Consider the following 18220-nt stretch of genomic DNA (forward strand, 5'->3'; position numbering starts at 1 on the left):
TCTCAGGCGTAAATGTCGGTCCAGAGCTCTTCGACGGAAGGCTCGGGGCTTTCTTTCGAGAATTCGGCGGCTTGATTGACGATCTCTTTGATCTCTTTGTCGATCGCCTTCAAATCATCCTCGGTCGCGTGTTTACCGGTCAGCAGCAGCTCGCGCACATGTTCGATCGGGTCGCTTTGCTCACGAACCTTCTGAACCTCTTCGCGGGTGCGGTACTTGGCCGGGTCGGACATCGAGTGGCCGCGGTAGCGGTAGGTCTTGATCTCGAGGATATAGGGGCCTTTACCCGCACGGCAGTGCGCGACAGCTTTTTCCCCTGCGGCTTTGACCGCAAGTACATCCATGCCGTTGACGATCTCACCGGGGATGCCGAACGCTTCGCCGCGGTGGTAGATATCCTTGGTCGAGGTCGAGCGCGCCTGCGCCGTACCCATGGCGTATTGGTTGTTCTCGATCACGAACACTACCGGCAGGTCCCAAAGGGCGGCCATGTTGAATGTCTCATAAACCTGGCCCTGGTTCGCTGCACCGTCACCGAAATAGGTAAAGGTCACGCGACCGTTGCCTTTGTATTTGTCGGCAAATGCCAGACCCGCACCCAGCGGAACCTGCGCGCCAACAATGCCGTGGCCGCCATAGAAATGCTTCTCTTTCGAGAACATGTGCATCGAGCCGCCCTTGCCTTTGGACAGACCGCCAATGCGACCGGTCAGCTCGGCCATCACGCCACCCGGATCCATGCCGCAAGCCAGCATGTGACCGTGGTCGCGGTAAGAGGTAATCCGCTTGTCACCTTCTTCAGTCGCAGCCTCAAGGCCGACGACAACGGCCTCTTGGCCAATATAGAGGTGGCAGAAACCGCCAATCAGACCCATGCCATAGAGCTGACCGGCCTTTTCTTCGAATCGGCGGATCAGCAGCATTTCACGGTAATAGTCGGTAAGTTCTTCCGCAGAAACGTTTGGTTTCTTTGTGGTTTTTCGCGCAGCCATGTTGGCGATCTCCCCCTCTCGGCAAGATAGTTTAGCGTTAAACTATTTCATAAAGCATTTCCTGCTTTCTGGCGAGCAGAAATGTGACGCAGCGTAGGGCGAGCCGTCCGGCTTCAAAACTCAGGCCATTTTTGCGTCAGTTCCATTTCCCGGATGTTATCTCCGATTGACTGGCGCTACGCTTTTTTGACAAGTTACGTTGGGCTATAGATACTCGCGCCCGAACTGTGGAGTTCTTTCCGAATGATGATCCTGCGACAAGATAAGCTTATGTTTATCAAAACAAAAAAGACTGCTGGGACTTCTATTGAAATTGCACTTAGTAAGCACCTTGCACAGGGCGATTTTGCGACGCCCTTCACCAAGGAGGAGGAAGAACAGCGAGCGGGCAAGCAGTTCATTGTACGCGGCTCGTTGCGTTTGCTTAGGGAAAGGTCGGAAGGCCACGTAAGGGCGCGCAATCCCCACAACGGAATCGCAGTGGCGCGAACTTATCTCGGGGACCTTTGCGACGGATGTTTCAGCTTCTGCGTCGAACGCAACCCGTGGGATAAGGCGGTTTCTGCTTTTTATTTCTGGATGCACCAGCGCGGGTACAAGATTGTTGATGTTGGGGAATCGTTTCATCGGTTCTGCAATTTGCAGCTGCGATTCTTTTCAGACTTTCATCTGTATTCTGAGAATGGGCAATTGGCGGTCGACCGCGTTCTGCGCTACTAGAGTTTGCAATCAGATTTCAACACCCTGATGGCTGAGAGGGGGATCACAGATGTCTCGCTGGGTGATCGGCGTTGGAACTCTGGTATCCGAAAAGAATATGACATCGGTGTTTTCTACGGCGAGAATTTCGATAATGCGAACGTCGATATCGTGGCGAATGTCTTTGCCGCCGAGATATCCGAATTCGGGTATGAATTTCCGACTAAAGAAAGCGTCAGGCCAAGTTCCGCGTGAGCCATTTCATCCCGGGCCGTCAGGTGCTTTGGTCAAGTAACCATCGCTCAATCGGTTCAGCGGATGACGATCTCATCTGAGCGGATCATGCCCAGCACGGACCGCGCCTGCTGATCCAAAAGATCCAGATCCAGATAATTGTCCGACAGGCGGCGCGTCAGGTTTTCCATTTCCGTGATCTCGGCATCAAGTTTGGCAAGGTCGCGCGACAGGGCGTCCCGTTCCGCTGCAATCTCGACCCGTCGGAACAGGCCATAGTCGCCTTGCACGGCGGCAAAGGTGAAATAAACACCTAACGTGAAAGCCACCATGAAAAATGCAACTGCGCCCAAACCGGGCCGATGGGAACGGGACACTCTGTTTACCGCCGTATGAAGTCTGCCTCAAAAACGTGCCCTTTTCGGACATCTGTCTGCACTATGTCACAGGTGATTCGGCTTGTGAATCCCTCGATTCGCAATTTTTCATGATCAGCAGAAAAAACATGTTCGCCCGATGAATTTGGCTGGGTTGAAAAGTGGTTATCGCCAGGCTTCAAGCGCTTGATTGCGCTGCAGGGTTTGTTCTTCCATGCAGGCCCAATAGAACATGGGGGCCGCGCTACCGTCGCTTTCCAGCTCGGGGTCACAGGTCGCGTCACGACGTTTAAGCCAGGCGCGTTGCTCGGTCAGCAGGGCTTGGCCATCACCACGCGTGTCCGATAAGGGTTTGATCTCTGACCAAAGGCTGTTCAGATCCTGATCTGCCACTTCCCATTTCTCTTTGGCGCAAAAATTGAGATCGAGCTGTGTGTGCCCGTTGCAGTGGGATTGCGCATATGTCGTGACGGGCAGCAGGGTGGTGGCAAGGACGGCAACAGCTTTCATGGTGCATCTCCCGGTTTGACGAAGAGAGTACCATGAATGCCGATTGCCAGACAGATAGGGGTTACTGATCCAGTGCCGCAACACCGGGCAGCGTTTTGCCTTCCATCCATTCCAGGAAGGCACCCCCTGCAGTCGAGATGTATGAAAAGTCCTTGGCAGCACCGGACGCATTCAGCGCAGCGACCGTGTCACCACCGCCTGCGACCGACACAAGCTGTCCGGACCGTGTCAGCTCAGCCGCTTTCAGGGCCGCTGCGTTGGTGGCGGCATCGAATGGTTCAATCTCGAATGCACCCAGCGGGCCGTTCCAGATAAGCGTTTGGCTCTTGTCGAAAATCGCAGTGATTTCCGCAACGGTTTCCGGACCAGCGTCAAGGATCATGCTGTCTTCGGGGCATTGATCCGCTGGTAGAACCTGATTGGAGGCGTGGGCTTCGAACTTTTCAGCGACCACGACATCGCGGGGCAGGACAATCTGACAGCCGGTTGTCTCGGCCTTGGTCAGAATCTCAGCGGCGGTGTCTTTCATCGCCGTTTCTGCCAGCGACTTGCCGACGTTTACGCCTTGCGCGACGAGGAACGTGTTCGCCATGCCACCGCCAATAATCAAGTAATCCACCTTTTCGATCAGGTTGCCCAACAGGTCCAGCTTGGTTGAAACCTTGGCGCCGCCGACCACCGCAGTGACCGGGCGTTTAGGCGCGCCTAACGCGGCTTCCAACGCGCTCAGCTCTTGCTGCATCAGGCGGCCCGCGCAGGCGGGCAGAAGACGGGCAAGCGCCTCGGTCGAGCTATGCGCGCGGTGAGCCGCCGAAAAGGCATCGTTGCAGTACACGTCGCCCATTTTTGCCATGCCGGCAGCCAGTTCCGGACTGTTCTTTGTTTCCGCAGCGTGAAAGCGCGTGTTTTCCAGTAAAAGCACCTCGCCAGCGCCCAGGTTTGCTGCAGCGGTTTCCGCCTCGATCCCCACGCAGTCATCGCCAAACCGAACCTTGGTGCCAAAGGCCGTCTCCAGCGTCGGAACAAGCTGCTTCAGCGACAGGTTCTGCCGGCGCTCTCCGCCCGGGCGTCCGAAATGCGCCAGCAGGATGGGCTTGCCGCCAGCGGCCAAGATGTCCTTAACGGTCGGCACGATGCGCTCAATACGGGTGGCGTCGGTCACGACCCCGTCGACCACTGGCACGTTGATATCCACGCGCGCCAGCACGCGTTTGCCGTTCAGGTCCATGTCGTCCAGTGTTTTCCAGCCCATCGCGCAATCCTCGACAAATGTGAAAGTGACTTAGGCGGTTCTTTTCCTGCATTTTGCCCTCAGGTCAATGCGTCACTTGGCATTCGCGCGCCCTGCGCATAGGTATTTGCGCAAGATAAAACGACAGGAGGGCCTCATGGCCGAGATCAAGGATCCCGAAAACACAATCATCGTCGAACTCAAAGGCGGCAATGTCGTCATTGAGCTGCTGCCTGACGTGGCACCGCAGCACAGCGCCCGCATGAAGGAACTGGCGCGCAATGGCGAATATGACAACGTGGCCTTTCACCGTGTGATCGACGGGTTCATGGCGCAAACCGGCGACGTGCAACATGGCGACATGGAAGACGGGTTCAACCTGCGCATGGCGGGCACCGGCGGATCGTCTCTGCCCAACGTTCCGGCCGAGTTCTCGAAGCTGCCCCATGATCGTGGCACTTTGGGTGCGGCCCGCTCACAGAACCCGGATTCGGCGAACTCGCAGTTCTTCATCAACTTCGGCGACAACCATTTCCTGAACGGCCAGTACACTGTTTATGGCCGTGTCATCGACGGAATGGAGCATGTGGACGCCATCGTACGAGGCGAGCCACCAGCGAGCCCTGATCGCATGATTAGCGTCAAGGTGGCGGCTGATGTATAAGCTGGCCGCCGCTTTTGCCTTGTTGGCCAGCCCTGCGCTGGCCACGGGTCTTGAGGTCGAGATCGAAGGTGAGGGGGCCAATGGCACTGTCACCATCGACCTGTTCGATGATATTGCTCCGAAACATGTTGAGCAGATCGCTGCTCTGGCCAATGAAGGCAAGTACGATGGCGTGGTGTTTCACCGCGTGATTGACGGCTTCATGGCGCAGACCGGCGACGTGGAACATGGCCGTTTGGGTGGCGACATGCGCCGCGCCGGCACAGGCGGTTCCGACCGTGCAGACCTTCCGGCCGAGTTTTCAGATTTTGAATTCGACCGGGGCGTGGTTGGCATGGCGCGGGCGCAAGACCCCAACAGCGCCAACTCACAGTTCTTTATCATGTTCGAACCGGGCCCGTTCCTGAACGGCCAGTATACGGTTGTTGGTCAGGTGACTGACGGCATGGACGTGGTTGACGCGATCAAACGCGGTGAAGGCCAGAACGGTGCCATTATCGGCCAGCCGGACGTGATGAAAAAAGTCACCGTCACCGAATAATCCTTGAACCCGGCGCTGGCATCAGCGCCGGGTTTTTCGTCATTGGTCGATGAAGCCTCTGATCGCTTGCGTGTATGCATCCGGGTCTTGAAACGACGCAAAGTGACTAACGTCTTTCAAAATCAGAAGATCAGCATCAGGGATAGCCTCGGCAATCGCTTGCGAGTGTTCGGTAAGGATGGCCTCGTCATGTTCGCTCTGCACGACCAGAGTGGGCACGGTCACCGATTTCAGCCCCTCAAGCCCGCCGGGCTTTTCTGTGGCCCACATGGCCGCGACACCGCCCAGGAACGCTTCGAACCCGTCCGGGGTGGGGGACATGGCGGCATAGTCCCCGGCCATCATTCCGACGTAAGAACCGAAGACTTCGTTGGTTTCTACTGAAGGATCGATCCCATCCAGCGTGACATTGCCCGCATGGGCGAAATGGCTGGCAAGACGGTCAGGCGCAGTGGTCGAAATCGTGTAGCCAATGTTGGCACCATCCGACCATCCAACCAGATGCACTTGTTCGACATTCAGATGATCCAGCAGCGCCAGATAGTCCTGCGCCAGCAATTCATAGCTGTAGGTGCTGCCGTCATTGGTTGACCGGCCATGCCCTCGGGTATCTGCCACAATCACGCTGTGGTCGCTGGCCAGATCAGCCACTTGTGCTGCCCAGATATCGCCATGCGCAAGACCGCCATGGATCAACAGGACGGGTGTGCCCTCTGCCGATCCATAGGTGGCGTAATACATGTCGATGCCATTCACGCTGGCGGTACTACTGGACGCGGCCTCGGGCATGGCCGGTGTTTCGGGGATTGTCAGCCAGGCATCCTGTGCCAGTCCCGCTGTCGCGGTCAACGTTATCGCAGTGACCATCAGTGTTCGAAGCATGTCTACCTCCCTGGTTTCGCGTCGTCTCGTCAGGGATGATAGCTTAGGAAGAGGAAAGCGGGGGAAATAATCCCCCGCTTGGCCTTTAGTCGTCTGTTGTCATCGCCTTCCAGATCAATGCGCCGATTGCGCCACCGATCAGGGGTGCGACCCAGAATAGCCAGAGCTGCCCAAGGGCAGGCGCGTCCGCGAACAAAGCAACCCCTGTGGACCGGGCCGGGTTGACGGATGTGTTGGTCACCGGGATCGAGATCAGGTGGATCAATGTCAATCCAAGTCCGATGGCGATGGGGCCGAACCCGGCAGGAGCGCCGCTGGAAGTGGCCCCCAGGATGATGATGATGAAGAACGCGGTCATGACGATCTCGATCACCAGAGCGGACATCAGTGAATAGCCCTCGGGTGATGCCTCACCATAACCGTTCGAGGCAAACCCACCCACGCCTTCAAAGCCGGGCGCGCCGCTGACGATCAGATACAAGACCGCAGCTGCAGCAATCGCGCCGATAACCTGAGCGATCCAATAGGGGATAAGGTCCTTCGCCGGAAACCGCCCCCCGATCATCAGCCCAAGACTGACTGCGGGGTTGAAATGACCGCCCGAGATATGCCCAACGGCATAGGCCATCGTCAGAACGGTGAGGCCAAAGGCAAAGGCAACGCCAAGCCACCCGATACCTACATCGGCGACCCCAGCGGCCAGAACGGCGCTACCACAGCCGCCAAGCACGAGCCAGAAGGTACCAAAGAATTCAGCCATAAGTTTTGATGACATTAAAAGTCCTCCAGAAAACAATGGGTTTAAGGTTAATTCAAAAAGTTCATTTTGTGAAATTGTAAGAAAGCAGCCTGTACCTGGATTCCTGTTTGGGTTGTATTGGGAAGGGAAAGGACAAATACTCACTCACAATATTAGCATGTGTAGGTTTATAAAGATGCCCAATCGATTGCGTCTGAGAAATTGCGCTCTGCGCTCCGCATTTCTGTATCTTGGTTTCATCAATTCGGCAGGCGCCGAACAAGTGGAACTTCCAAATGGCGCTGATTTCTATCTCGGTGCAGCGTTTCGCAGCATTATGACCTTTTCTCCTGCCGAGATCACAACCGACGACGTTCGGCAGCAGGTTGCTGGGAATTATTTCGCTCTGATGTCGAACGCGGATGGCGTGCTGTCTCAGGCGGACGCAGTGGACTATTTGCGGGTCGTTTCGAACAAGTATTCGTTTTCCATTACCAAAGAGCCAGCGCGATACGATCTGGACCGGGACGGTGTGGTCACGCAGGCAGAACTTGAAGTTTTCTTCTCAAAAGATGCCTGGGGACCGGCCTATCATCTGTATGGTCAAGGGGCGACTTTTGAAGAGGCCACCGTGCGGTTTTGGCAAAAACTTGGTGAGCAAACGGCCCGTATCCGGGGTGTGATGGGAGCGGCTGAAAACGGTAATATTCCCGTCGTCGATCCGAAAGGCGGCTGGACGGGGGCTGAAGAAACGGCCAGGCCGAAGCCCGTCCCTTACTTCGATGACTTTGACATTGACGGTGACGCAGCCGTTACGTTTGAAGAGTTTACTGAACCGCTTTGGGCAGCAGTCGCGGCGTCGGACCTGGACGCGGACGGTCTTTTTTCAGATGATGAAATCAACCGGGTTCGGGAACGCTTTATTCTTGCTAACGAGGCGTTGGAAGGAAATGGGTTCCGTTCAGTGTCAAGCTGGGCGGAGCGTTAAAGACACGCGCTGATCCCTAAGAACGGTCGCAGTGCGCCTCACACAGGATCAATAGATCAATGCTTGTTCCAACTTCCACGAGTTAAGCCCAGCTTACCGGGTCCAGTCGGAACAGTTTGGAAAGCTGGTCATATACCTCGGGTACAGCCGCCTTCAACGCGCGGGGCTGTTCGAAAAAGACCTCGACAGAGACGGCAAAAAACTCCTCGTGCCCGGTCGCGCCATAGGGATCTATGACCGTGTGCCGTCCACTTTCGACAGCGCGTACATGGGAGTCATATGCGGTCAGGAACACGCGTTCCCATTCGGCAAAGCTTTGTCCGTCGCTTAGGATCGGAACACCGTTGGTTCCCCCAGACAGGTCGTCGATTTGGTGGGCGAACTCATGAAGTACGACGTTCTGCCCGTCATGATCATTCAGCGCGCCAAGTTTGCTGTGGGTCCAGGAGAGAATAACCGGTCCCCGGTCCCAGCTTTCACCGGTGCGCACGATTTCTTTCTCGCTGACGACGTATCCTTCCTGTCGGCGCTGCCGAGACTTAAAAGCGTTCGGGTAGATCAGGATTGTTGTCAGGTTTTGATACCAAAGATCGCTGTTCACAATGAGCAAGCAGGCCTGCGCGGCGATGGCCAGTTCCATCTCCTCGGTTACGTCCAGCCCGTCGCAACCAAAGAAACGAACCTGATCAAGAAATAGATTCACCTTGCCGTCCAGTTTGACACGCAGGTCAAGGGGCAGGCGGCGGATCAGAGGCACTTGCTGTTCGATGAGGATGCGTTGGTGGTCTGTCAGGGGCGTGGACAAAAGCAGTTGGCGCGCCCGGGACTTGGACCAGTAGCGATACAGTACGAAACCGGCGATAAGCGCCAAGGCAGTGAAAAAGAACAACATAAAGGTCACTATAAGGAGGCGCCGGGCGGTTGGAACCGGAAAACTCAATCGTCCCCGTCAAATGAAAAACGCCGCAGGTTTCCCCGCGGCGTTCGAAACTTTGGACAGTGGTCCGCGTTACTGCTTGACCTCGGCTGCCGGGTTCGCGCCCGCTTTGCCGCTGCGGCCCGGGTTCAGGGGGTCGTCCTGACGCTGAACCGATCCTTCGAAATGCGCGCCGCTTTCGATCGCGATGGTCTTGTGGATGATGTCGCCTTCGACACGTGCGGACGAGGTCAGGCGAACTTTCAAGCCACGGACACGGCCCACGATGCGGCCGTTAATCACGACGTCATCGGCAGTGACTTCGCCTTTGATGGTGGCGGTCTCACCGATTGTCAGCAGATGCGCACGGATGTCGCCTTCGACAGTGCCTTCGACCTGGATATCGCCCGAGGTCTTCAGGTTGCCCGTGATGTGCAGGTCCGAAGACAGAACCGATGCCGGTGGCTTGGGCTTGGGCGCGGTGCTGGCCTTGTTTTCTGCCGGTGCAGGGGCCGCCGGTGTCGCCGGTGCAGCGGGTTTTGCCGCCTCGGGTGCAGTGGACGAGGGCTCGTTGATTTTGCTCTTAGAAAACATTTCTCGCAGCCTTGATGTAAGTCATTGGGTTAACAGGTTTTCCGTTCACGCGAACTTCATAGTGCAGGTGCGTGCCGGTCGACCGTCCGGTGCTACCCATATCAGCAATATGATCCCCGCGCGAGACCCTTTGACCAACCTTCACGCGTATCTTCGTGTTATGGGCATAAAGTGTCTCAATTCCGAACGCGTGCTTGATTTTTACCAGCCGTCCAAACCCGGACTGCCAGCCGGCATGGGTGACCACACCGTCGGCGGTGGCAAAAATGTCGGTGCCATGGGCACCGGCGAAATCGGCGCCGTTATGCATGCGGCGACCACCTGTCTTGGGGTCGCGGCGCGTCCCGTAACCGCTCGTGAATCGCACGACGGAATTGACGGGGCTTGCAAACGGCGCTTTCTCTGCTGCAATTCGATACAGGTTCAACTGATCCATCTGTTGCAACAGAGTATTTGCGCGGATCTCGTCGGGGGTCAGTTCCTCACCGCGCGTGCTAAAAGAGATAGGGGTTAGGGGGCCGCCCATGCCGCTATAGCCGCGGCGAACTTCTTCGATGATGCGGTCGGTGGGCATGCCGGCCTGACGGAACATCTTGTCCAGTGGTTCGACCGAGATCACCATCGCCTCTTCCAACTGGCGGAAGATCTCGTCGCTGCGTTCCTGCATCAGCCGGATTTCCAACTCAAGATCGTCACGCTGTTCCAGCGCGTCCTTCGCATTGGCGGCAATCTGATCGCGTTCCTCGGCGGTGCGGGACAGCGCCTCGGTCATAAAGTTCATCTGCTCGGGGTTGGCAACGGCGGCCATGTACATGTCGCCTTCGCCCGCTTCCTGCTCAAGCTTGACCAGCTCTGTCCGAGCTTCTTCGCGCTGTTTCATGGTGGCGCGCAGCGTGGTCTGGATAACCTCAATCCCGGTCTCAAGCTCGCGGCGGCGGTTTTCCGACGCCAGCAGTTCCGACTGCATGGCCGAAATCTGCTCAAGCGCTGCGTTGAACCGGTCCTGAGCTGCCAGAGCCTCTTGCGCGCGCACGTCCCGTTCTGCGGACATGATATTCAGACGTTCCTGATAGGTCGCCTGATCGCGTTTTGCCTGTTCCCGGAAGTTGCCCGACCCGATGCTGTCCATCAGAAGGATCGCGGTCGCAACGGCTGTCCAACCCACGAACAGTGCAACGCCAGCGACGGCGACAACTTGCGTTTCCGAGCTTAGCCGAATGAATCGCGTATCATTGTCTGATTTCAGAAAGACACGGCGTTCGGGAAAATGCCGCTCAAACAATGAATGTAATTTAATTGCCAGACGTGTTCTCACGCGTCTCACCTCTCCATCCCCAAGATCGGGATCGGTCGTGAGTGATAGCCGTCCCTTGGGCGAAGTGCATAAAGCGGCAATTTGTTTTGGGCAAGTTTGTTAACTTACCGACCCTGCGTTACTGGTTTTTGCCGCCGATTCTAGGCGAGAAATTGCCGATACCTTCAACTTGAGCCCGTTATTGGGTCTGTCCCGGCAATGGCAAGTCTTCCGTCAGAGGCCAGTAGAAATCCGGCGGCAGCCCGGCCTCGGCCCGTTTTTCTTCGTTAAACGGGGGCTTCAGGACGCCATGGAAATACTGGCGCACCAATTGGTGAAACACATCCTTGGGATCCGTGTTTTCACGCCCACACAGGAAATGGAACCATTTTGATCCATAAGCCACGTGCCCCACTTCTTCGGCATAGATGACCTCGAGCGCGGCGATTGCCTGTTCGGCCTTTGCCTTGCGGAATATGTTGATCATGCCGGGTGTCACGTCCAACCCGCGCGCCTCAAGCACCATGGGGACAACCGCCAGCCGTCCCATCAGGTCTTCGGCAGTGTCTTCGGCCGCGCGCCACATTCCAGCATGCGCGGGTAGGGCGCCATAGTAGCTGCCCATGCTTTCCAGGCAGTCACAGACCATCTCAAAATGCCGCGATTCTTCCTCGGCACTTTTGACCCAGTCATCGTAGAACCCGATCGGCATCGGCACGTGGCCAAATCGCGCGATGATATCCCAATGCAGGTCAACGGCGTTCAGCTCAATATGCGCAACTGCGTGAAGCAGGGCGATACGCCCCGCCTCGGTTCCGGGCTTGCGCTTTGGAACCTCACGCGGCGACAGCAGTTCGGGCTTTTCCGGGCGGGCAGGGCTCAGCGGCGGAGTAGCAGTCCCCACCTCAATCTCAGGCGCGTCGCCCTTGCGCGAAGCGAACCAGGCGGCAGCGTGGCGTTTGGACAGGGCAGTTTTTTCCCGACCATCCGCTGTTGTCAGGACTTCGGTCGCCATCTGAGCCAGTGTTTTGGGCACCGCGTTGTCTCCGCTGATTGAGGTGGACGGCTCTTAAACCGGATGACGACCGTGGTCGAGAGGATTACAGGCTGCGCACCGCCGCAAGCACTTCGTCCACATGGCCGGGGACTTTGACCTTGCGCCAGACCCTGGCGATCTTGCCTTCGCCGTCGATCAGGAAGGTCGCGCGCTGAATTCCCATGGATTTCTTGCCGTACATGTTCTTTTCAACCCAGACGCCATAGTCCTCGCAGACCGAAGACGCTTCGTCCGACAACAGCGGGGTCGTCAGGCTGTGCTTGGCGACAAATTTGTCGTGCTTGGCGACGCTGTCCCGCGAGATGCCAAAAACTTGAGCACCCGCATCGGCAAAGGCCTGAAGTTGTTCCGAGAAACCGATGGATTCCTTGGTGCAGCCCGGCGTATCATCGCGGGGATAGAAAAACAGAACGACGGCACCGCCGCGCAGGTCCGAAAGGGTCACTTCGCCGCCGCCGTCGCGGGGTAATGTGAAATCAGGGGCGATGTCTGTCACGTCGGGCATTGGAAACTCCGCTAAAGGATTTTAAGTGCTGCCCGGCATAATAGGGCGACGCGAGCGGGTTGAAAGACTTGGATAAAAAATTGGCTCAGCACGAAGACGCAAGTGGCGACCGGCCCGAGACGCCTGTCCGCCGCCGGTCTCGCCGTCGTATCGCCGCGCGCTGGAGCATTGGAACCCTGCTTTTAATGTGCCTGATGGTCGGAGCGGGCTGGTTCTTTCTGATCGGAAAACAGCTGCACGCGCCGGAATGGGTCACGCAGAAAGTAGAAGCGCGCCTTGAACGCAGCCTTGGCGGTTTGAAATTCACCTTTGGGGACGCCAGCTTTATCGTAAACGATAAGTGGCGCCCGCGAATCCGATTGACGGATGTGACCATCAGCGATGCAGCGGGTCATCAGATCGCTCAGATATCGGATTTGCGGACACGCCTGTCGATGCGCGAATTGCTGCGCGGTAAGATCAGACCGCGGCGGATCACTATGCTGGGCGCGCAGATTGCTTTGACCCGTGGTGAGGACGGTGCGCTGTCGCTGACAGTTGGGGCAGGCAGTGCCCCGGTGCAAAAGGCCCCGACGCTGGCGCAGCTTATCGAGGAATCGGATGATGTGTTCCTGTCCCCGTTTCTGTCAGGATTGCGGGCGGTCGATCTGGAATCGCTGACGTTGGACTATCAGGATCTGCGGCTGGGGCGGGCCTGGGTGTTTGACGGCGGGCATATCTCGATTATCCGGGACGGTGATGAAATGCGGCTGGCGACCGGGTTTTCGGTGCTGACCGGGCGCGACTACGCCAGCACGATCGAGGCGAACTATACCAGTGTGCTTGGTACCCCTCAGGCGAGTTTTGGGGTTTCGATCACCGATCTTCCCTCGGAAGACATTGCCACCCAAAGCGTTGCACTGGCGTGGTTGCAGGTGCTCAATGCTCCGATTTCCGGCGCGTTACGGGGCAGTGTAGATGGGCAGGCCGCGCTGGGTCCGCTTTTTGCGACGTTGAACCTGGGCGAGGGTGTCCTGCAGCCCAGACCCGAGACGCGCCCGATCGGGTTCGAATCCGCGCGCGCTTATTTCACCTATGACCCTGCGCGTCATGTTCTGGAATTCAACGAGGCCTCGGTCGTGTCCGATGTGGGGGCCGTGCAGGCCGAAGGCAAAGCCTATTTGAACGGGGTCGAAAACGGTGTTCTTGAAAGCCTGACGTCACAGCTGACCCTGAACAGTATCGATATCTACCCCGGTGGTCTGTTCCCGGAATCGCTGGAAACGGCGCGGGCGGACGTGGATTTTCAACTCAAACTGGCTCCGTTCGAGCTGCAGCTGGGGCAGTTAACCATCACCGATGCGCTGCACGAATTGCACGCAACGGGCAGGTTGATCGGCCAGCCCGACGGCTGGGATGCCGCGTTTGATGCGCAACTGGACAAGATGGGGTCCGAGAACCTGTTGCGATACTGGCCTGAAAGATTGGCGCCGAACCCGCGGAAATGGGTGTCGGAAAACCTGTTCGAAGGTCAGTTTTCGGATGTGGAGTTTTCACTACGCTTGCATCCGGGCAGTAAGCCGGACCTCTATTTGGGCCTTGGGTTCGATGAGGCCAAGATCAGGTTTGCCAAGACCTTGCCGCTGATCCAGGACGGGCGGGGCCGGCTTAGCCTGCTGAAAGATCGCTTTACCGTCACGGCTGAAAAAGGGGTTGTCATCGCCGATCAGGGTGGCGCGGTGGATGCCTCGGGAACCTCGTTCATCATCCCGGATACAACTGCCAAGGGCGGAACACCGGCGATTGCTCGGATCGAGGCGCGCGGCAGCGTCGAGGCCGCCTTATCGCTGCTGGACCGACCACCACTAAGCCTGATGTCCAAAGCCAACTTGCCGGTCGATCTGGCGGCTGGTGACGTAAGCTTGTCAGGCACATTGTCATTGCCGCTGAAAAAGGGGCTGAAGTTTCACGACACCGAATTCCACTACACCGGTGAAATCGACAATGTGCAAAGCGACAAACTTGTACCTGACTATTCGGTCAGCGCTGACCTTTTGAACCTGTCCGGCAATCAGACCGAGGTAGAGATCGACGGCTATGGCTTGTTCGGCCAAGTGCCGATGCAGGTCGCGTGGCGTCAGCCCATTGGCGGAGAGGGGCCTCAACGCAGCGAACTGACGGGCCAGATCGAACTGTCGCCGTTGCTGATGAACGAGCTGAAGGTGCCGCTGCCGCCGGGCATGCTGACTGGGAAAGGCACAGCGGATATCACCGTTGGAATCGGCGCGGATGAACCGGTCACACTCTCTGCGACCTCGGACCTCGCCGGGGTCGGAATGGCGATTCCCGAACTTGGCTGGCGCAAAGGGACAGCTGCGACTGGTAAAATGACACTGGACGCCACGTTAGGTGACAAGGCCGGCGTGGATGATCTGACGCTTGATGTCGCGGGGCTGCGCACTAAAGCCTCGATCTTCTTCCGGGACGGGGGTGCCTTTGACCGGATACGGTTCAGTTCGTTTGATCTGGGCAACTGGCTGGCGGTGCCGGCCGAACTGATCAACACCGGCGGACCTGTCCCCAATATCGTCGTTCAGGGCGGTGTCATGAATCTGGGTCGCGCAACCTTCGGCGAGGGCGGTGGCGGAGGAGGGTCAGGCCCCGGTCCAAGGATCGATGTTCTGTTGGACCGCCTGCAGGTGACCGAAGACATTGCACTGACCGGGTTCCGGGGCGCGTTTCAAACCACAGGCGGGGTGAACGGCACCTTTACGGCAAATGTAAACGGCGGCACGGCGGTCAGCGGTCAGGTGAGCCCGCGCGACAGCGGTAGCGCCGTGAACATAAAGTCGAAGGACGCAGGGGCCGTCCTACGGTCAGCTGGTGTGATCACTCAGGCGCGTGGCGGCAGTTTGGATCTGCAACTGGAACCGGTCAGCGCGCCGGGGAATTATGATGTGATCCTCAAGATATTAAACACACGCATTACCGACGCACCCGCAATGGCCGCGCTGTTAGACGCGATCAGTCTTGTTGGACTTTTGGACGAGATGACCGGGCAGGGGATCTTTTTCTCGACTATCGATAGCCGCATACGGATCACCCCGACCGAAATCAAAGTCCTCAGTGGAAGCGCCGTTGGCCCGTCCATCGGCTTGTCCTTTGACGGCACGATCGACACGGTTGCGGGCATGCTAAACCTGCGTGGCGCGATCTCTCCGATCTATCTGGTGAACGCGATCGGAAGTGTTTTCACAAAAAAAGGCGAGGGGGTCATCGGGTTCAACTACAGCCTGACCGGGCCGCTTACGAAGCCAAAGGTTTCCGTAAATCCGCTGTCTGGCCTTGCACCATTGTTCCTACGAAATTTACTGCGCGCACCGGCCCCGACTGTATCAGATGGCCCCAACGCGCTGCCGAGAAAGCCGGATGAGCCCAAAAAGACCTTTGGCTCTCCACCACGGGACAATTGACCCGGATGGGCTGTTGCTGATTCCGATGCGGAATTGTATGGCGCGGCTATGAAACTCAGCGATTTTGACTTCCATCTGCCCGAAGACCGGATTGCCACACGTCCCGCCAGCCCGCGCTCATCCGCGCGCCTGCTGGTGGCCGAAGGTGACGCGATCTCGGATGCGCATGTTTTTGATCTACCCGACTGGTTGCAGCCGGGTGACAGATTGGTGCTAAACGACACGCGCGTCATCCCCGCACGTCTGAACGGACGGCGCCATCGCGACAGTGCGCAAGGACCGGTGTCTGCTGCAATCGAGGCGACTTTGCTGGACCCGCAGGCTGATGGCACATGGGCGGCCCTGATCAAACCGCTGAAGAAAGTGAAGCTGGGCGAAGACATTCAGTTCTCGGATCATCTGAGCGCCACGCTGGAGCGGGTTGAGGACGGGCAAGGCTATCTGCGGTTCAATCTGTCGGGCGACGATTTTGATGCTGCGTTGGAACAGGCCGGTGCAATGCCTCTGCCGCCCTACATCGCCGCCAAGCGGCCTGCGGATGAGCAGGACAAGACGGACTATCAGACAATCTGGGCCCGCAATTCCGGTGCAGTTGCCGCCCCGACGGCGTCGCTGCACTTTGATGAGGCGTTGATGCAGGCGCTGGGCGCGCGCGGCGTCGCAGTCACTCATGTCACGCTGCATGTGGGCGCGGGCACCTTTCTGCCGGTCAAGGTTGAGGACGTGACGACCCACAAAATGCACGCCGAATGGGGCAGTGTCAGCGCCGCCGCCGCGCAAGAGATCCGAGAGACCAAAGCCGCAGGGGGCAGGGTCATCCCGGTGGGCACTACCGCGCTGCGTCTGATCGAAAGTGCCAGCCGGCCGGGCCAGATCGAACCATGGGAAGGTGAGACCGATATCTTCATATATCCCGGTTTCGAATTTCATGTGACCGACGCCTTGATGACCAATTTCCACCTGCCGAAATCCACCTTGTTGATGCTGGTGTCGGCCCTGATGGGGCAGGAGCGAATGCGGAAGGTGTACGCGCATGCGATTGAACAGAAATACCGGTTCTTCTCTTACGGGGATGCGTCGCTTTTGATCCCGTAAGGGACGTGTTGTCGGGATCGAATCTTTTCAATGTCGTAGACAAGCATGACCAAAGCCGTTTTTGATTGCAAAACGGTGTCACAGTCTTGGTCGGAATTTTTCGGAGGCCCCAATGATTCAGGTCCTTTCCAGCGCATGGGCGCTATTGCTTGGTATGGGCCTGTTGATGGTCGGAAACGGCCTACAGGGTACGATCCTGGGTGTCCGGGGCGAGATCGAGGGGTTTTCGACCCTTCAGATGTCATTCGTCATGTCAGCCTATTTCGTTGGTTTCCTGGGTGGATCACGACTTGCACCCGAAATGATCCGACGTGTCGGACATGTGCGGGTCTTCGCGGCACTGGCATCGTTCATTTCTGCCGTGATGATCATGTATCCGTTGATGACCGACCCGGTTATCTGGATTCTGGGCCGTGTCGTGATCGGGTTCTGTTTTTCCGGAGTGTACGTCACTGCGGAAAGCTGGCTCAACAATGCTGCCAGCAACGAAAATCGCGGCCAGGCACTGTCTCTTTACATGATCTTCCAGATGACAGGCATCATCAGCGCTCAAGGTTTGGTTCTTTTGGGCGACCCGGCCGGGTTCGATACCTTTGTAATCGCCTCCATACTGGTTTCGGTCTCTTTTGCGCCCATTCTCTTGTCGATCTCACCGACACCTGCGTTTGACACTACCAAACCGATGACTTTGCGCGAATTGTTCGGATATTCGCCCTTGGGCTGTGTTGGCATGTTTCTTCTGGGCGGCGTTTTCTCTGCACAGTTCGGGATGGCGTCGGTATACGGTGCCCGCGCGGGTCTGACGCTGGTCGAGATTTCGACTTTTATTGCCGCATTCTATATCGGTGCTCTGGTCTTGCAGTATCCATTGGGATGGATGTCCGACCGCATGGATCGCCGTTTCCTGATTATGCTTGTTGCAGGGGTCGGCAGCTGCGCAGCAGTTGTGGGCTTGGTGTTCGGTGTGACGTTTCCAATCCTGCTGGGCGCGGCCTTTGTGATCGGCGGTATGTCAAACCCTCTGTATTCACTGCTGATTGCGCACGCTAATGACTTTCTGGAACACGAAGACATGGCCGCAGCGTCAGGGGGTCTTTTGTTCATCAACGGCATGGGGGCCATTGCGGGCCCGTTGATCACCGGTTGGCTCATGGGGGATGCGGTCTTTGGACCTCCGGGCTTTTTCCTTTTCATCGCAATACTGCTGGTCGTTATGGCTGGCTATGCGCTTTACCGTATGACCCAGCGCGCGGCGATCCCGGTCGACGAAACAGGCACCATGTCGCCGCTCTATCCAACGGCGTCTCCGGTTGTGATGGAATTGGCGCAGGAGGTGGCCATTGAGGCCGCAGAAGCCGAGCAGGAAACGCAAGATGTTGCCTAGAACACGAATTTATGTCGCAAGTGTTGCAATAATTTACTGTTACAATTCTGTAAAACACACTTAAAT

Annotated in this window: 19 protein-coding genes; 8 read left to right on the plus strand and 11 right to left on the minus strand. The window is 57.4% G+C overall.

Annotation, left to right across the window (positions count from 1 at the left end; all coding sequences use genetic code 11):
- Nucleotides 1–2: 2 nt before the first annotated feature.
- Nucleotides 3–992: a pyruvate dehydrogenase (acetyl-transferring) E1 component subunit alpha gene (gene pdhA / locus AC2FLJ_RS08160; protein ID WP_496696772.1), complete on the minus strand. Its 990-nt coding sequence runs from the start codon at nucleotides 990–992 to the stop codon at nucleotides 3–5.
- Nucleotides 993–1235: 243 nt separating this feature from the next.
- On the opposite strand from pdhA, the gene AC2FLJ_RS08165 reads away from it, so the two are divergent.
- Complete coding sequence (locus AC2FLJ_RS08165; protein ID WP_496705224.1) at nucleotides 1236–1712, plus strand: hypothetical protein; 477 nt, start codon at nucleotides 1236–1238, stop codon at nucleotides 1710–1712.
- 27 nt (nucleotides 1713–1739) lie between these two features.
- Nucleotides 1740–1946 carry a hypothetical protein gene (locus AC2FLJ_RS08170; protein WP_496696768.1) on the plus strand — a complete coding sequence of 69 codons (207 nt, stop codon included), beginning with the start codon at nucleotides 1740–1742 and terminating at the stop codon, nucleotides 1944–1946.
- Between the two features lie 56 nt (nucleotides 1947–2002).
- Here AC2FLJ_RS08170 and AC2FLJ_RS08175 read toward each other — a convergent pair whose 3' ends face one another.
- From AC2FLJ_RS08175 to AC2FLJ_RS08185, 3 genes are all read right to left on the minus strand, one after another.
- Complete coding sequence (locus tag AC2FLJ_RS08175; protein ID WP_058273997.1) at nucleotides 2003–2302, minus strand: FtsB family cell division protein; 300 nt, start codon at nucleotides 2300–2302, stop codon at nucleotides 2003–2005.
- Between the two features lie 165 nt (nucleotides 2303–2467).
- Nucleotides 2468–2812, minus strand: a complete 345-nt coding sequence (locus AC2FLJ_RS08180) for a lysozyme inhibitor LprI family protein (protein WP_058277516.1) — start codon at nucleotides 2810–2812, stop codon at nucleotides 2468–2470.
- A 61-nt stretch (nucleotides 2813–2873) separates the two neighbouring features.
- Nucleotides 2874–4064 carry a phosphoglycerate kinase gene (locus AC2FLJ_RS08185; RefSeq protein ID WP_496696766.1) on the minus strand — a complete coding sequence of 397 codons (1191 nt, stop codon included), beginning with the start codon at nucleotides 4062–4064 and terminating at the stop codon, nucleotides 2874–2876.
- Nucleotides 4065–4200: 136 nt separating this feature from the next.
- Here AC2FLJ_RS08185 and AC2FLJ_RS08190 point away from each other — a divergent pair, with 136 nt between their 5' ends.
- Both AC2FLJ_RS08190 and AC2FLJ_RS08195 read left to right on the plus strand, forming a co-directional pair.
- Nucleotides 4201–4707 carry a peptidylprolyl isomerase gene (locus tag AC2FLJ_RS08190; protein WP_108860369.1) on the plus strand — a complete coding sequence of 169 codons (507 nt, stop codon included), beginning with the start codon at nucleotides 4201–4203 and terminating at the stop codon, nucleotides 4705–4707.
- Nucleotides 4700–5248, plus strand: coding sequence for a peptidylprolyl isomerase (locus AC2FLJ_RS08195; RefSeq protein ID WP_109311395.1), 549 nt, complete (start codon nucleotides 4700–4702; stop codon nucleotides 5246–5248). The genes AC2FLJ_RS08190 and AC2FLJ_RS08195 overlap by 8 nt, the downstream gene beginning before the upstream one ends.
- A gap of 39 nt (nucleotides 5249–5287) precedes the next feature.
- Here AC2FLJ_RS08195 and AC2FLJ_RS08200 read toward each other — a convergent pair whose 3' ends face one another.
- Both AC2FLJ_RS08200 and aqpZ read right to left on the minus strand, forming a co-directional pair.
- The gene (locus AC2FLJ_RS08200; protein ID WP_496696763.1) at nucleotides 5288–6130 is read right to left on the minus strand and encodes an alpha/beta fold hydrolase; all 843 of its coding nucleotides are present in this window, start codon (nucleotides 6128–6130) and stop codon (nucleotides 5288–5290) included.
- 85 nt (nucleotides 6131–6215) lie between these two features.
- Complete coding sequence (gene aqpZ / locus AC2FLJ_RS08205) at nucleotides 6216–6905, minus strand: aquaporin Z (protein WP_108860372.1); 690 nt, start codon at nucleotides 6903–6905, stop codon at nucleotides 6216–6218.
- A gap of 97 nt (nucleotides 6906–7002) precedes the next feature.
- Between aqpZ and AC2FLJ_RS08210 the strand changes: the two genes are divergently transcribed.
- On the plus strand, nucleotides 7003–7857 hold the full coding sequence (locus AC2FLJ_RS08210; protein ID WP_496696761.1) for a hypothetical protein: 855 nt from the start codon (nucleotides 7003–7005) through the stop codon (nucleotides 7855–7857).
- Between the two features lie 82 nt (nucleotides 7858–7939).
- Here the strand turns inward: AC2FLJ_RS08210 and AC2FLJ_RS08215 are convergent, their stop codons facing one another.
- The 5 genes from AC2FLJ_RS08215 to AC2FLJ_RS08235 all read right to left on the minus strand — a co-directional run bounded on the left by AC2FLJ_RS08215 (nucleotide 7940) and on the right by AC2FLJ_RS08235 (nucleotide 12223).
- Nucleotides 7940–8749, minus strand: a complete 810-nt coding sequence (locus tag AC2FLJ_RS08215) for a M90 family metallopeptidase (protein ID WP_496697093.1) — start codon at nucleotides 8747–8749, stop codon at nucleotides 7940–7942.
- 117 nt (nucleotides 8750–8866) lie between these two features.
- Complete coding sequence (locus AC2FLJ_RS08220; RefSeq protein ID WP_058273990.1) at nucleotides 8867–9367, minus strand: bactofilin family protein; 501 nt, start codon at nucleotides 9365–9367, stop codon at nucleotides 8867–8869.
- Nucleotides 9357–10682: a DUF5930 domain-containing protein gene (locus tag AC2FLJ_RS08225; RefSeq protein WP_496696758.1), complete on the minus strand. Its 1326-nt coding sequence runs from the start codon at nucleotides 10680–10682 to the stop codon at nucleotides 9357–9359. Before AC2FLJ_RS08225 ends, AC2FLJ_RS08220 begins: the two co-directional genes overlap by 11 nt.
- 178 nt (nucleotides 10683–10860) lie before the next feature.
- Complete coding sequence (locus AC2FLJ_RS08230) at nucleotides 10861–11676, minus strand: ferritin-like domain-containing protein (protein ID WP_496705413.1); 816 nt, start codon at nucleotides 11674–11676, stop codon at nucleotides 10861–10863.
- A gap of 85 nt (nucleotides 11677–11761) precedes the next feature.
- Complete coding sequence (locus tag AC2FLJ_RS08235; protein WP_496705229.1) at nucleotides 11762–12223, minus strand: peroxiredoxin; 462 nt, start codon at nucleotides 12221–12223, stop codon at nucleotides 11762–11764.
- An 80-nt stretch (nucleotides 12224–12303) separates the two neighbouring features.
- On the opposite strand from AC2FLJ_RS08235, the gene AC2FLJ_RS08240 reads away from it, so the two are divergent.
- From AC2FLJ_RS08240 to AC2FLJ_RS08250, 3 genes are all read left to right on the plus strand, one after another.
- On the plus strand, nucleotides 12304–15675 hold the full coding sequence (locus AC2FLJ_RS08240; RefSeq protein WP_496705231.1) for a YhdP family protein: 3372 nt from the start codon (nucleotides 12304–12306) through the stop codon (nucleotides 15673–15675).
- 48 nt (nucleotides 15676–15723) lie between these two features.
- Nucleotides 15724–16770: a tRNA preQ1(34) S-adenosylmethionine ribosyltransferase-isomerase QueA gene (gene queA, locus AC2FLJ_RS08245; RefSeq protein WP_496705233.1), complete on the plus strand. Its 1047-nt coding sequence runs from the start codon at nucleotides 15724–15726 to the stop codon at nucleotides 16768–16770.
- A 112-nt stretch (nucleotides 16771–16882) separates the two neighbouring features.
- Complete coding sequence (locus AC2FLJ_RS08250; RefSeq protein WP_058273985.1) at nucleotides 16883–18154, plus strand: MFS transporter; 1272 nt, start codon at nucleotides 16883–16885, stop codon at nucleotides 18152–18154.
- The last annotated feature ends 66 nt before the right edge of the window (nucleotides 18155–18220 follow it).

It is taken from the genome of Ruegeria sp. CDSA034 (genome assembly GCF_059612275.1).

Excerpts from the sequence above, each read along its gene's own strand:
- AC2FLJ_RS08230 (WP_496705413.1), bottom strand. The coding sequence starts at position 11,676 with ATGGCGACCGAAGTCCTGACAACAGCGGATGGTCGGGAAAAAACTGCC.
- AC2FLJ_RS08180 (WP_058277516.1), bottom strand. The coding sequence starts at position 2,812 with ATGAAAGCTGTTGCCGTCCTTGCCACCACCCTGCTGCCCGTCACGACA.
- aqpZ (WP_108860372.1), bottom strand. The coding sequence starts at position 6,905 with ATGTCATCAAAACTTATGGCTGAATTCTTTGGTACCTTCTGGCTCGTG.
- pdhA (WP_496696772.1), bottom strand. The coding sequence starts at position 992 with ATGGCTGCGCGAAAAACCACAAAGAAACCAAACGTTTCTGCGGAAGAA.
- AC2FLJ_RS08185 (WP_496696766.1), bottom strand. The coding sequence starts at position 4,064 with ATGGGCTGGAAAACACTGGACGACATGGACCTGAACGGCAAACGCGTG.
- AC2FLJ_RS08170 (WP_496696768.1), top strand. The coding sequence starts at position 1,740 with ATGGCTGAGAGGGGGATCACAGATGTCTCGCTGGGTGATCGGCGTTGG.
- AC2FLJ_RS08220 (WP_058273990.1), bottom strand. The coding sequence starts at position 9,367 with ATGTTTTCTAAGAGCAAAATCAACGAGCCCTCGTCCACTGCACCCGAG.
- AC2FLJ_RS08190 (WP_108860369.1), top strand. The coding sequence starts at position 4,201 with ATGGCCGAGATCAAGGATCCCGAAAACACAATCATCGTCGAACTCAAA.
- AC2FLJ_RS08235 (WP_496705229.1), bottom strand. The coding sequence starts at position 12,223 with ATGCCCGACGTGACAGACATCGCCCCTGATTTCACATTACCCCGCGAC.
- AC2FLJ_RS08200 (WP_496696763.1), bottom strand. The coding sequence starts at position 6,130 with ATGCTTCGAACACTGATGGTCACTGCGATAACGTTGACCGCGACAGCG.
- queA (WP_496705233.1), top strand. The coding sequence starts at position 15,724 with ATGAAACTCAGCGATTTTGACTTCCATCTGCCCGAAGACCGGATTGCC.
- AC2FLJ_RS08165 (WP_496705224.1), top strand. The coding sequence starts at position 1,236 with ATGATGATCCTGCGACAAGATAAGCTTATGTTTATCAAAACAAAAAAG.
- AC2FLJ_RS08250 (WP_058273985.1), top strand. The coding sequence starts at position 16,883 with ATGATTCAGGTCCTTTCCAGCGCATGGGCGCTATTGCTTGGTATGGGC.
- AC2FLJ_RS08215 (WP_496697093.1), bottom strand. The coding sequence starts at position 8,749 with ATGTTGTTCTTTTTCACTGCCTTGGCGCTTATCGCCGGTTTCGTACTG.
- AC2FLJ_RS08195 (WP_109311395.1), top strand. The coding sequence starts at position 4,700 with ATGTATAAGCTGGCCGCCGCTTTTGCCTTGTTGGCCAGCCCTGCGCTG.